The sequence below is a fragment of the Acidobacteriota bacterium genome, from assembly GCA_016208495.1.
In the GTDB taxonomy this organism is placed as follows: domain Bacteria; phylum Acidobacteriota; class Blastocatellia; order Chloracidobacteriales; family Chloracidobacteriaceae; genus JACQXX01.
The window spans coordinates 1-13,454 of sequence record JACQXX010000058.1; the positions used below are offsets into that span (position 1 = coordinate 1).

A 13,454-nucleotide genomic window follows, 5' to 3' on the forward strand; every position below is an offset into this window, starting at 1 on the left:
ATTTGTCAGACAGCCTGGTTGCTTTGGTTCGGTCTTGTGTTGCCGAAAAACTGAGATCGTTGACATTTTTCCCGTATATGAGAAATGCGATTAATGCAATTAATGCGACTAATACGATGATTTGATTCCAAAATGGTATTACCTATGAATATGATTCACTATCTTCGGCTTCAAGCAGCCAAAGGAATTGGCACGGCAGCACAAAGAAAAGTGCTCAACCATATCGCAACGACCAATTCATCCTTACCTGAATTTTTCCAGGCGTCTGTTTCTGACTGGAAACAAGCAGGGCTGATCTCAAGTCAAATAGAAGCGTTGCAAGCATCTGAAGAATTAGCCATGAAATGGCAGGAAGAATTGGTAAGGAAAAAAATCCAGGTCATTGGGCAACTAGATGACAACTATCCCAAACGGCTCAATCAAGTCTTGACCAATCAATCGCCCCCTATTCTCTATTTTTGGGGGAATTGGAACCTTTTACAAAACCCATCTATTGGCTTCTGTGGTTCCCGCAACGCATCCGAGCAAGGCATTAACATTACAAAAGATACAGCGAAACAGATAGCACAAAAAGGTTGGACAATTGTCAGTGGTCATGCGAAAGGAATTGACTTCACCGCACATCGCACGGCTCTGGAGAATGACGGAACGACTATTATTGTTGCCCCAGAAGGCATTCTTGAGTTTCGCTTACAAGAAGAACTCAAAAAGCTTGCAGGCTCGGGAAAAATTCTCATTCTCTCTGAGTTTCAGCCTAATTCGCATTGGTCGGTAGCAAACGCAATGACCCGCAATCATACAATTTGTGGGCTAAGTGATGCACTGGTTGTCGTTGAATCTGGATTGAGTGGCGGCACCTTTGAGGCAGGAAAATTTGCAATTCGTGTCCAGGTACCTTTATTTGTCGCTGATTATACAGAGCCTGAGGTCAATGCTCCCGGTAACCCTTACTTTATCCAAAGCGGAGCAGAGCCCGTCCGACAGAATCCGCAAACTCACAGAGCAAATTTGCATCGGCTTTTCACTAAAGTTGAAAATCACTATGTCAACTTAGAGAAACCTATTCCAAAACAAAAAATGCTATTCGCACATGAGCAATTCAAACTGTGAATATAGCCTAATATATTTAATCACAATGATTTACAATCAGTTCAAAATCAAGGTCTGATACTTTTATGAGTTCGACTGGCACTTTTGAAGAATCTGCCGGGCGAGTGCTTTAAACGTCTCAGCCACACCAATCCCTTTGAAAGCCACAGCTTCAAAAACCGGCTCGTTTTTGCATCTCAATCTGGCAGTCAGTTCTTCAACTGAAAGGCTCCCGGGGATGTCACGTTTGTTGAGTTGCAACACGTAGGGCAACGTCTGGAAATCAATCCCAAGCGCCAGAAGGTTTTCTTTCAATAACTTGAGAACTTCAAGATTGGCGTACATCCGTTCAGGCTGGCTATCAGCCACAAAAATCACACCATCAACATTTTCCAGGATCATCTTTTGATTGGAAGGGCAACAAACAGCTCCAGGCGTGGTGTAAAAATGGAAATGAAGGGTGTATCCATTTGGGGTTTTGAACATTCCTGCCGGGAAATGAAAGGTTAGTTCGCTGGCAATATCTGTTTCGTGAGTAACCAGTTTACTGCGGAATTCTGGCCTCACAGAATTGTACAGAGACAACACATTGGACACTTTCCCAGCCAGCCCAGGACCGTAATAAACAACCTTGCAATGCAATTCCTTTTTTTGGTGATCAACTGCCAGCATAACTGATCTTTTGAAGGCTCATTTCAGGCATCGAAATCATAGAAACCGTAGCCCCAGATCAATGAGTCGTGTGGTGTTTCTGGAGGAACTGCTGGGCAATCGCACGAAATGCCTCGACCACGCCAATTCCCTGATCCGCAATGGCTTCAATCACGGGTTCGTTTTTGCATCGCAGTTTGACTGTCAGATCTTCAACTGGAAGGGCCTCTGGAAGATCCCGTTTGTTGAGTTGCAACACAAATGGCAATACCTGAAAATCAACTTCCAGAGCGTGCAGGTTTTCTTTGAGGTCCTGCAACAACTCAATACTGGCATTCAGCCGCCGTGGGTGACTATCCACCACAAAGATCACACCATCAACATTTCCCAGAATTTGTTTTCGGAACTGCCGGATTTGAAATGACCCAGGCACAGTGAAAAGGTGAAAGTACAAAACATATTCATTCAGGGCTTTGAATTTTCCGGCTGGAAACGAAAAGGTCAACTCCCGACTCTCATCGGTTTCGTGGGTGACAAACTCACTTCGAATCCCTGAATTGATGGTGTCATAAAGATACCGCATATTGGTCGTCTTTCCGGCCAGCCCAGGGCCGTAATAGACAATCTTGCAATGTAGTTCCTTCTTTTGATGATCAACCACCGGCATAGAGTGACCTTTCGTCTAGTTAGGGCTGAGGGCTGAAGAAGATGGGTTGAAGAATTGGTTTTATTTCATCCCTCATCCTTCATCCCTCATCCCTTCCTTTGCTCCGAGCTTGCGAGTCTTCAGCCCTCAGCCCTCAGCCCTATTTGACCGTGATTTCCTGGCTCGTCCCAACCCCGGTATTGCCAGCCGAATCGCGGGCAATAATCAAAACGCGCCCGGTCTTTGTTTTTGGAACTGACGCTGGAACCGTCCAGACAAAGTTTTGAGTGCCGCCATCAAGTCCCGAAATGACCACCGTGTCAAAAGTCGAGCCATCGGTGGCAAACCGCAGGTCATGCGACATCACCCCGGTGTCATCCGCCGAACGCCAGTTTATGCCAATGGTCGCGTCTTTCTTACGGACCACTTTTTTCCGCGAAAGCGTCACGTTTGACACGGTTGGCTCAGTGTCATCAGCGCCCAGCACGGTCACAGTAAACGATGTCTGGGCTGAAAGCCCGGTCGGATCAACCACCTGCACCGTCACTCGCCCGCCTTCAGTGGCAGTCGCGGGTGGTGCAATTCGCAGTTCACCGAGGCCGTTTCCATTGTCAATCAGTGCGACAAAGTCGGGCGATTCAAACAAGTTTAATCGCAAACCACCTGTGCCATTTGGATCAAAGGCTCTGACTTCAACCACTTGCAGGTCTCCGGCACGCACGGTTTGATCTTCGATCAAGGCCAGTGTTGGGGATCCAGCCGGTGGAGGCTCATAATTCGCACCGTTTTTAATCACTCGAATGGATTTGTTCTCGCGATCAGCCAGATATACATTGCCAGTCTGATCAATCACAATCGCATAGGGATTATTGAGTGAGGCTGCCACGGCTGGTTCGCCATCGCCGCTGTAGGCTTCGCTGCCGTTGCCAGCAATCGTCGAAATCATTCCGGTTTGGGCATCAATGCGTCGGATGCGGTGGCTAAAGAGGTCTGCGACATAGAGGTTCCCCGTGGCATCACTGACGACAAAGGCCGGGGTCATTCCAGCTTGTGTCGCCGGGCCGCCGTCGCCGGAAAAGTCTCCATCGCCAGGTTTTCCGGCAATTGTGGAAATGATACCTGTTTGGACACTCACCCGGCGAACCACCCGGCTGCCAGCATCACAAATCAACAGGTTGCCGCTTTGATCAAAGGCTACACTTTGTGGGAAATTGAGCGTTGCCGAACGGGCCGGGCCACCATCGCCAGTAAAATTGCGGACACCAGTTCCAGCGACGGTTGAAATCCGGCCTGAACTGGTTTCCACCATGCGGATGCGATGGTTGCCGGTGTCGGCAATAAAGAGGTTTCCGTTCCGATCAAAAGCCACCCCAGACGGATTAAACAACGCCGCACTGGTTGCCGGTCCGCCGTCACCACTAAAACTTTCAGTTCCATTTCCAGCAAAAGTCGAAATGATGCCGGTTTGGAGGTCAATCCGGCGGATGCGATTATTGAACGTGTCGGCAAAATAGAGATTTCCCTGCCCATCGAGCGCCTGTCCACGCGGAGAACTCAGTCCCGCCGAAGTCGCCGGACCGCCATCACCGTGGCTTCCAGGGTTTCCAGTTCCGGCAATGATATTGATAATGCCGGTTCGTCCGTCTACCCGATGAATGTAATGAAATGGTTCATCCGAAATGTAGATATTGCCCTGGGCATCCAGCGAAAAACCGCCGATAAACGACAATCCAGCATTGGTCGCCAGCCCGCCACTGCCGCCAAATTTGGTCTTCCCGGTTCCGGCCACAGTGGTGATGGTCCGGGTTTGGGCATCAACTCGACGAATGCGATGGTTGGTATCAGAAATCAGCAGATTGCCAAACCCGTCAAACGCCACGCCCGATGGCTGCATTCCGGCACCGGTTGCAGCGGCACCATCTCCGCTAAATCGTGGGTCCCCAGTTCCAGCCACTGTGGTAATGATGCCTGATTGCCGATCAATGCGACGAACCCGGAAGTTGAGCCCATCGGCAATATGCAGATTCCCGGCTGGATCAATTGCCATTCCACCACCAACTTCCAGATTGAAACTGGCACTGGTCGCTGGTCCGCCATCACCGCTAAATCCCCGCACGCCGTTTCCAGCAATAGTTGAAATGATGCCGGTTTGGGCATCAATGCGCCGGATGCGGTGGTTTCGCGAGTCATTGATAAAGAGATTCCCGTCTCGATCAAACACAATGCCATGCGGAGCAAATAAAACTGCCCCCGCAGCCGGGCCACCATCTCCACTCAATCCTGGTGTCCCGTTCCCGGTAATTGTTGAAATGATTCCGGTTTGGGCATTGATCCGGCGAATGCGATTTGATGAAGGGTCAGAAAAAACGACGTTCCCTTGCGGATCAATCGCGGCTGTAGCGCCAAAAACCAGCCCCAGACTGGCCTGAGTTGCCAGGATTCCATCCGGGGAAAAAGCAAACCCTCCATTTCCAGCAATTGTCTGAATCACACCAGTCCGGGCGTCAACTCGACGCAGACGGTTGTTGATCAAATCAACCAGATACAAATTCCCTTCCCCGTCAAACGTGGCGGAAGTTGGCCCGACTCCGGCACTGACCGCCAGGTTGCCGTCTCCAACAAAGGTAAACCGCCCATTTCCAGCGACAGTCGTAATCACATTGGTATTGGCATCAATCCGGCGCAGGCGAGCATTGAGGTAATCGGATACATAGATATTTCCACCCACATCCACCGTCACGTCATTGGCCGTCAACCCAACTGACACACCAGTTGCCACATCACCATCCCCAACGTAGGGAATTCCACCCGCTACGGTTGTGATTTCGCCATCAGCCAGCGCATCCAGTCTTTTTGAAAGTGTCAAAATTCGTTCCTGATCCACGCCGCCACGAGTCTGGATGGTCAGGTTGCGGTTTCCAGGAATGTTTTGTTTCGGCACGCGAACTCGAATCTGGGTCGCGCTCTCAACCTCAAAATCAGTGACTTCGGCATCGCCAATGATAATGCGCGATTCCGGAGCGAAATTCTTGCCAGTGATGGTGACTTCCTCACCGCCTTCGAGCCGAACCTGATTGGGTGAAAGGTTGAGAATTTCCGGTGCGCCAACCGTGACCACTTTCACGGCTTCGGCTTCGGTGGTGGCTTCGGTGTCGAGAACAAAACTCTCCGTTCCGCGCACAACAACGCTTGCAGCCTGCTCGAAACTTCCATCCTGTGCCAGTTGAACAACTTCCGGGAGTTTATTATTTGGCCGTGTGACGACAAAGGCACCATCCTGGTCAACGACATAAATATTGCCGGCGGCATCAATGCTCACCGATTGCGGCGCGTTAAACGTGATGTCGTCTCCGGGTTGAGCCTGCTTCAAAAACCGGGTTCCAGGTTCGAAAGCCGGGTTTTTGAGAATTTGAGCGCCGAGATGGGGTTCAAAAATGGGTGAACCTTTGGCGCTCGAAGCCCTGCCCAGCGTAGCCACCTGTCCATCGCGGGAAATTAGCCGCACCACGTTATTGCCTTCATCCGCAATCGCCAGGATGCGGCCATCGGTGCTCAAGGCGCCGCCGCGCGGACGGGTAAAACGGGCCGTGCGTCCACGTCCGTCAGCTTTTCCGGATGCTCCAGGTTCGCCAGCCAGCAAACGGACTTCACGTCGCGCCAGATCAGCATAATAAATGGCATGGTTTTCGGTGTCGGTAATGAAGAGGTTTCCACCGGTATCAGCCACGACACCACGCGGTCCACGAAATGTAGCCCGGTCAAACGGCGTGACATCCCCCGTCATCATTCCCGGTGAATTACTTCCCAAAACGGTCGTCACCTGATCGTTGAAATCAATTTTGCGGATTTTGTGGTTGGCGGTATCGGCGACATAGACGCCACCACGAGCGCTGTTATCCACGGTCACTGCCGTCGGAGCATTAAATCGGGCACTCAATCGCTGGCCGTCCGCTGTTCCAGTTTCACCTCGTTGACCGGCAAAAATGGTGGCGGCTTCAGCAAAGCTGCCTTTGCGTAAGATGATGCTTCCGGTTGGGTCGCTGATGTAGATGCGTCCGCCAGTGTCGGTTTTGGTATCGCCGGGAACTTTGGCGCCATTGCCGTTTCGAACACGGGCCACAACCACAAAGGTTGAAAAGCTTTCACTGCCCAACCGAGCCGTGATAGTGGCAAATCCCTGTTTGACACCACGCACCAGACCGGTTTGGGCATCAACCGTGGCAATGTCAGGGCTTCCAGATTCCCAGGTTACACTGGTGAGCGGCTGGTCACTGGCATCCACCGCAGTGAGAGTCAGTTGTTTGGTTTCATTGACCACCGGATTGCGCTCGCGAATGCGAATGGTGGCTTGCTGTCTGGCAGGAGTCCGACCAGCACCGGGAAAAGCTCGTGATGTGAAATCAGCACTGGTGCGAACCAGGAACAGGGATTGAAATACGAGGGTCAGAATCAGACTGAAATAGAGAATTCTCAAAGAGGATCGGCGCATATAAAACCTCTAACATCATAAGTTTAGGGCGGGGCAATAGAGACCGACAAAATAAGAAGAACCGTAAAAGAAGCTCAATCAGGATCAGACACGGAACTCTGTTTCAAAAGGCAGGTTCCGCACCTGGAGATGTCGAAAAATCGAAATAAAAAAGTGTAATTGTTTTAAAGAAAATGCCGGGCCAGAATAGCGGAGCCAGAATCTGATGTGAACCTATTTTTTGAAAGCAGTGAAAGCAAATGATTGGAAAATCCTCAGAACTCATTTTCACCACAGAGAACACAGAGGACCACAGAGGGTTTGACTGATTGAATTCCTCCGTGTTCCTCTGTGTCCTCTGTGGTGAGCTTATTTGTCCAGTACCTGTTTGGGATTACAACGGCAACACAAATGTATTTGAAGTCACCCCATTGGCAGTAACCACGATCTGATTGTTTCCCTTCACCAGTTTCAGCTTTTTCTGGTTGCCTTTCAGTGTCAGGATCGTGTCGGTTTGAGTTTTGAGAAACCGACTGACATCCGTTCCATTGATAATGACTCTGGCGCCGGTTGAACCAAACCCGCTCCCGGTAATCGTCAAGTTTGGCTTTGTATAGGTCGCGTTTGAAATCGCGATGGAAGGTGCGGCCACGCCGACACCTTTGAGAACTCGAATCACATTGGCTTCCACATCGGCAAAATACAAATTCCCTTCCCGGTCAAAAGCGAGACTTCGCACATCCTGGATTTGCGCCGCCGTTCCGGGTCTGCCGTCTCCGCTGTAACCGGGAGACTGAAAGATCCCAGCCAGTGTGGTGATGATTCCGGTTCGGGCATCAATCCGACGAATTCGATCCTGACCCGCGACAAAAATGTTTCCGGCAGCATCCAGAGCCAGATCCCAGGGTAACAATCCAACCTGGGTGGCCAGGACATTTTCACCGAAGTCGTCGTTCCCTCCACCAGCAATCGTCGAGATGGTGCCAGACTGGGCCGCCACCCGCCGAATCCTGAAATTCAAAGTATCAGCAATCAACAAATTGCCTGCCGCATCAGTTCTCACAGCCGAGGGCAAGTTCAGGCGGGCACTGGTCGCGGGGCCTCCGTCACCACTGAAAGCACCATTATCAAAACCAGTCGGGCCGCTTCCAGCAACCGTCGTAATGATTCCATTCTGAACATTTACCCGACGAATGCGATGCGAAGTCAATTCGGTAATCAAGAGATTTCCGGCAGCATCCAGATGAACGCCAACCGGGTCAAAGACTTGAGCCTGGGTTGCTGGGCCACCGTCGCCAAGGCCGTTTTCACCTCCGCCCGCCACGGTGGTCACCCGTCCGTTGGTGACACGCCAGACACGACCACCCTCCCGGAGCGTCAGGTAGAGATTTGAACCTGTTGGATCAACGGCAATTCCAAGACAATTCAGCACGCTCGACTCAAGTGCCAGGTCACCGTCTTCACCGCCACCGAAGGTATCTCCATTTCCAGCAATAGATTGAATAATGCCAGTGGTGGCATCTACTCGACGGACATAGCCATTCCCCTGGTCTGAAATGAACAAATTTCCATTTTGATCAAGTGTCACGGCCCTCGGAATGTAGAGCCCGGCTCGATTTGCCAGACCACCATCGCCCTGGAAGGTCTGCCGACCGCTGCCGGCAACCGTGTTAATTGTGCTGGTTTGGGCATCTACGCGCCGGACACGATCACTGCCGACATCCGTCAAAAACAGGTTTCCGGCACCATCAATCGCCACGCCGGTAACATCAGCGATTTCCGCCTGAGTCGCCGGACCGCCGTCACCGACAAAACCGGATCCACCATTTCCCGCAACAGTATCAATAATCAACGAGTTTGCATTGATCCGCCGCACCCGGCTATTGAAAAAGTCAGCGATAAACAGGTTCCCGACGGCATCAAGCGCCAGCGCGGTTGGTAAACCCAGGCTCGCAACTGTCGCCAGGCCACCATCACCACGAAATAGCCCCTGGTTAAAGTCTCCGTCCGCGCCATCACCAGCATAAGTTGTGATTCGTCCCTGTGTATCCACTCGACGAATGCGATGATTAAAACCGTCGGCAATAAACAAATTCCCGCTCGCGTCTAGTGCCAGCCCCAGGGGGCTATTCAATCTGGCCTGGGTCGCCGCACCACCATCACCGCTAAACCCTTGAGTCCCAGTTCCAGCAATTGTTGTCAGGATGCCAGTTTGGGCATCAACTCGTTGGACCAGATGGTTTCCGAAATCGGAAAACAGAACATTTCCTTCCGAATCGGCAATCACAAAAACTGGCATAAACAAATCGGCTTCGGTTGCCAGCCCACCATCACCTCCCGTGCCGCCGCCAGCAATCGTCGAAATGATACCGGTTTGCAGATCAACCCGCCGGATGCGTTCGTTGCCGGTGTCGGCAATCAATAAATTTCCAGCACTATCGAGCGCCACACAATTGGGGTTGTTTAAAGCTGCCCGAATTGCCAGATCGTTGTCGCCGCTAAAACCTCGCAATCCCGTTCCAGCAATCGTGGTGATAATCCCGGATTGATCAACCCGGCGGATGCGATGGTTGCGATGGTCTGCAATGTAAAAATTGCCAGCCCCATCAATCGCCACATTGCCTCCAGGCTGGCTTTCAACGGCGCCAAAATTGAACCCGGCACTCAAGGCGGATCCACCATCCCCAAAAAACTGTACCCCTCCGGCAACCGTGGTGATTTCGCCAGGTTTTAGTTCTGAAAGTGGTTTCGCAACTATCGAAAACACCCGTTGCGCCACACCACCACGGGTTTGAACCGAGAGCGTTCGCAAACCAGGAACTGTCTGGGCTGGAACGCGAAACCGAATCTGCGTTGCACTTTCAACCGTTGTGTCCTGGGCCACGGCATCACCCAGCACCACCTGACTTTCCGGTGCAAAGTTGCGGCCTGAAATCACAACCTCGGCACCACCTTCAAGCCGATCACTATCCTGGCTCAAGCTGGAAATCTCCGGAACGCCAAGCGTCACGACTTTCACGGCTTCGGCTTCGCTGGTGGCGCTGGTGTCGAGCACAAAACTTTCATTTCCACGAACAACAACACTCGCGGCGGATTGGAAAGTCCCAGTTTGCGCCAGTTGAGCCACCTGCGGAGACTGGCCGGCTGGCCGAATAACCACCTGAACTCCAGTTTTATCAACGACATAGATATTCTCAAGGCCGTCAATACCGACGGATTGCGGCGTATCAAAGACGAGTTCATCGCCGTCGAACACCTGTTTTACCGTGGAGGGCGCATACTGACCTGGAAATAAGAGTGAGCCTTTGGCGGTGGAATTTCTCCCCAGCGTGGCCACCTGACCATCACGGGTGATGAGTCGAACCCGGTTGTTTCCCTGGTCAGCCACACAGATAAACCGGCCATCAGTACTCAGGACAATGCCGGTTGGACGATTAAACCGGGCTGCCCGTCCGCGACCATCCGTTTTTCCACTTTGACCTGGAGTACCAGCCAGCAACCGGACTGCCTGGCGGGCAAAATCAACGTAAAAAATGGCGTGATTTTCAGTGTCGGCAATGAACAAATTGCCCCCGGTATCGCTCGCCACGCCTCGCGGAGCACGAAAAACAGCGGCTTCAAGCGGCGTTTGATCAGTGGTCATCAGGCCCGGAGAACCGTTGCCAAGTGTGGTCAACACGCGGTCATCAAACCCAATTTTCCGAATGGCATGATTGGCGGTGTCAGCAATGTAAACACCACCCTGAACATTGTTATCCACGGCAACTGCCGTCGGTGTATTGAATTGAGCCGTCAGTCGCGGGCCGTCAACCCGTCCGTTCTGGCCACGCTGACCGGCAAAAACCGTGGCCGGCGAAGTAAACCCATCTTTGCGGAGAATAATGCTCCCGTTCGGGTCGCTGATGTAAATGCGCCCGCCGGTGTCAGTTTTGGTATCACCGGGGACTTTGGCCCCGTTGCCACTCTGCACTCTGACCACAGTCACAAACACGGAAAACGTTTCGCTCCCGCGCCGGGCCGTTACCGTGGCATATCCGCGAAGGACGCCACGCACGACACCGGTTTGCGGATCAACCGAAGCCACCTCCGGGCTGCCGGATTCCCAGGTAACACCAGTGATTGGCTGCCCATTTGCGTCAACGGCAGTTAACGTAAGCTGATTGTTTTCATTGATAATTGGATTATTTTCGCGAATCCGAATCGTGGAACTCTGGCGGGTTGGAGGCGAACCAGTGTTTCGAGCGGGCGAAGTTTTTGAAATTGACCGGGCGCTCACAACAAGTGGCCCGATTGATTGAAAGGTGAAAACAAAAATGAGACTTAAATGGAAAACTCTGATAGGTGATAGTCGCATAGATAGACCTCTATGAAGCGGGCGTTAGGAAAAAACAGCCTAAGCTATCGGATCTGAAGAGGTTTACAATAACAGATTTAGAATCTAAAGAAGTAAAGTGAGGTTTTTTTCAGAAATAGATCTTAGATCAGCTAAAGTTTTTCGAACGTAGCAATTAGATTGCCTAAGCCAATAAGTAAATCATCATAAGTCATTACCTTTATAGGTCCACGATCATTGGCTTTCAATCGGCGAAGATGTTCTGCATTATACCCAGAATTTCGTCCTGCGATCACAATTCCTTGAATTGCTCCAACTTCTTTTAAATCCAAGCCAATGCAATTCAAAACCGCAGGGCGGTGTTCATTCATTTCATGTATCCACTTACTAATCTTCAATTGTGGGTTCATCTGTTTTTAAAGACTCCAATGAAAAGTTAATAACTCCTACTTCTACTTCAGATTCATCTTTAATCCTTAATTTCATTTCGGTTCCTGACTGTGGAGTATAAAGCGCAAGGACCCAATGAAAAGAACCCAGGTTTAAAGGAAATATATGTGACAATATGGTCTGTTTTAACCCAAGAATGTTTTGTTTAAAGAGATTTGTGTTGCCATCACGTACGGAAGCACACCGTTCTGCAACACCCAAGAAAGCAACTGGCGGAATGTCAGGGTAGGTCATAGCATAGTCACTTTTGCGTTTAAATAAACAACCCATTTACTTTTAGCTACTTAGCAAAAAGATAAGCTTGTTTTCGGGTTTGCTTTTAAATGTAACTTAGGCCCAAAAGGGTATGTAGCTTCGGTATTTTTGTGAAGTTTGAGTAGGGTCAGCCACTTTGATACTTCCAGCATCCAGGGCTGCCGCAATGGTTTGGGAGACAAGAGCCGATTTCGATTCTACCAGCTTAAATCGTGTGCGAAGGCTTTGGTTTGTCATACGCTGGTGCATCACATAACGAAGACAGCAATGTTGGTAACAAGCACGTACACGGTCGTTGCGATCCATATTCTCAAAAGATGTTGGAGCAAACAAAACAACAGAAGTCCGGTGATAACCAGACCGAAAATCTGGAGCTGGGAGTTGATAAACCTCCGCAGTTTGAATTACCCGGTCTATACCACTCCCTTTTTCCTCACAAATGGAAAACCGACGCATTAAATCGGCAAGCCGCTCATTACGCGACTGATATCCATCTATAAATCTTTCTAAAGGGACGATAGGGTCGCCAGGATTAGAAATTTCAACTCGATCAGAGTAAATTTCAATCATGACCGATGTACCTGTGAGACGAAAGTCCTGATGAATCAGCGCGTTAGCAATCAGCTCCCGAATAGCAATCTCAGGAACCAATTTTGTTTCTTTGCGGAGAGCATCCTCAATGACTTCGTTTTGTGGGAGTTGGGTAACAACGAAGCGGACTAATCCCTGAAAACCAACAGCATATCCTTTAGAACCAACCTGATCGAGTTTTGTCTCAAGTTTTGAGGTACCAATATAAACAATGACACGCGGTGCCTTCCGAATAAGATCTGGGAAATTCTCTAATCGCCTGGCAAGAAGGATCGCACCAAGCCGGCGGATAGCATACGTTCCACCTAAATTATCTATGAGTCGTTCTTGCTCCAACCGGTCCAAAACCCCTTGTTGAGTCAAAGGATAAGGAAGGTTAATCAGTTCAAAAAAGGTTTGTGTGTCAAGTAACTCAACCACTGTCTGTGCATCAAGTTCTTGCTGGGAGTATTCTTCTAACCAATCAGGCTCACCTTCAGCAAAAATTCGGCGGAGTTGATCTTCACTCATAGGAACGAGTTGTTCACCAGAACGCATAAGATACGTGCCTTTTAAATGATAGGCGGTTCCGCGTGGTCGAGAGGGGATGTGGAATACGATCACACGACCATCAGTATGATTAACCTCTTCGACATCTATCCGAAATCCAAGCGTTTGAAATAATTTCTCAGCCATCCCTCGTGGGTTGTTCACTGCAGCAGTGCCAACCACAGATCTGGGTGGTTTATCACAAATACCAAAGAGCAAATACCCACCACCTTCATTGGCTAAAGCCACACAATATTCACAAGTTTTTGTGAAATCATACTGTGTTTTTGCTTCTTTGAACTCTAAATCGGTCCACAAGGGATTGGAACAGAGAAAGAAGACTTGGCACAGACCAAAAACTTTGATACTTGAGAAAAAAGAAAATTACCAACCAAGGAGCAAAGTCATCTGTGCCTGGAAAAACGATACTGGAAATCCCTGAA

The 13,454-nt window shown here is 50.2% G+C and carries 8 protein-coding genes; 1 reads left to right on the forward strand and 7 read right to left on the reverse strand.

What is annotated here, in order from left to right; translation table 11 throughout:
• The first annotated feature begins 144 nt into the window (after positions 1-144).
• Positions 145-1,110, forward strand: a complete 966-nt coding sequence (locus HY774_10685; GenBank protein ID MBI4748945.1) for a DNA-protecting protein DprA — start codon at positions 145-147, stop codon at positions 1,108-1,110.
• Between the two features lie 63 nt (positions 1,111-1,173).
• Here the strand turns inward: HY774_10685 and HY774_10690 are convergent, their stop codons facing one another.
• From HY774_10690 to HY774_10720, 7 genes are all read right to left on the reverse strand, one after another.
• On the reverse strand, positions 1,174-1,761 hold the full coding sequence (locus tag HY774_10690) for a GTPase domain-containing protein (GenBank protein MBI4748946.1): 588 nt from the start codon (positions 1,759-1,761) through the stop codon (positions 1,174-1,176).
• Between the two features lie 58 nt (positions 1,762-1,819).
• The gene (locus tag HY774_10695) at positions 1,820-2,407 is read right to left on the reverse strand and encodes a GTPase domain-containing protein (protein MBI4748947.1); all 588 of its coding nucleotides are present in this window, start codon (positions 2,405-2,407) and stop codon (positions 1,820-1,822) included.
• 139 nt (positions 2,408-2,546) lie between these two features.
• The gene (locus tag HY774_10700; protein MBI4748948.1) at positions 2,547-6,875 is read right to left on the reverse strand and encodes an IPT/TIG domain-containing protein; all 4,329 of its coding nucleotides are present in this window, start codon (positions 6,873-6,875) and stop codon (positions 2,547-2,549) included.
• Between the two features lie 373 nt (positions 6,876-7,248).
• Positions 7,249-11,208, reverse strand: a complete 3,960-nt coding sequence (locus HY774_10705; protein MBI4748949.1) for an IPT/TIG domain-containing protein — start codon at positions 11,206-11,208, stop codon at positions 7,249-7,251.
• Positions 11,209-11,339: 131 nt separating this feature from the next.
• The gene (locus tag HY774_10710) at positions 11,340-11,558 is read right to left on the reverse strand and encodes a hypothetical protein (GenBank protein MBI4748950.1); all 219 of its coding nucleotides are present in this window, start codon (positions 11,556-11,558) and stop codon (positions 11,340-11,342) included.
• Positions 11,559-11,574: 16 nt separating this feature from the next.
• A complete protein-coding gene (locus HY774_10715; GenBank protein ID MBI4748951.1) occupies positions 11,575-11,871 on the reverse strand; it encodes a hypothetical protein in 297 nt (98 codons plus the stop codon).
• A gap of 96 nt (positions 11,872-11,967) precedes the next feature.
• Positions 11,968-13,362 (reverse strand): putative DNA binding domain-containing protein, encoded by a 1,395-nt coding sequence (locus HY774_10720; protein MBI4748952.1) that lies wholly within the window; start codon positions 13,360-13,362, stop codon positions 11,968-11,970.
• Positions 13,363-13,454: the final 92 nt, after the last annotated feature.

Coding starts and splice junctions, on each gene's coding strand:
- HY774_10685 (MBI4748945.1), top strand. CDS start 145: ATGAATATGATTCACTATCTTCGGCTTCAAGCAGCCAAAGGAATTGGC.
- HY774_10690 (MBI4748946.1), bottom strand. CDS start 1,761: ATGCTGGCAGTTGATCACCAAAAAAAGGAATTGCATTGCAAGGTTGTT.
- HY774_10695 (MBI4748947.1), bottom strand. CDS start 2,407: ATGCCGGTGGTTGATCATCAAAAGAAGGAACTACATTGCAAGATTGTC.
- HY774_10700 (MBI4748948.1), bottom strand. CDS start 6,875: ATGCGCCGATCCTCTTTGAGAATTCTCTATTTCAGTCTGATTCTGACC.
- HY774_10705 (MBI4748949.1), bottom strand. CDS start 11,208: ATGCGACTATCACCTATCAGAGTTTTCCATTTAAGTCTCATTTTTGTT.
- HY774_10710 (MBI4748950.1), bottom strand. CDS start 11,558: ATGAATGAACACCGCCCTGCGGTTTTGAATTGCATTGGCTTGGATTTA.
- HY774_10715 (MBI4748951.1), bottom strand. CDS start 11,871: ATGACCTACCCTGACATTCCGCCAGTTGCTTTCTTGGGTGTTGCAGAA.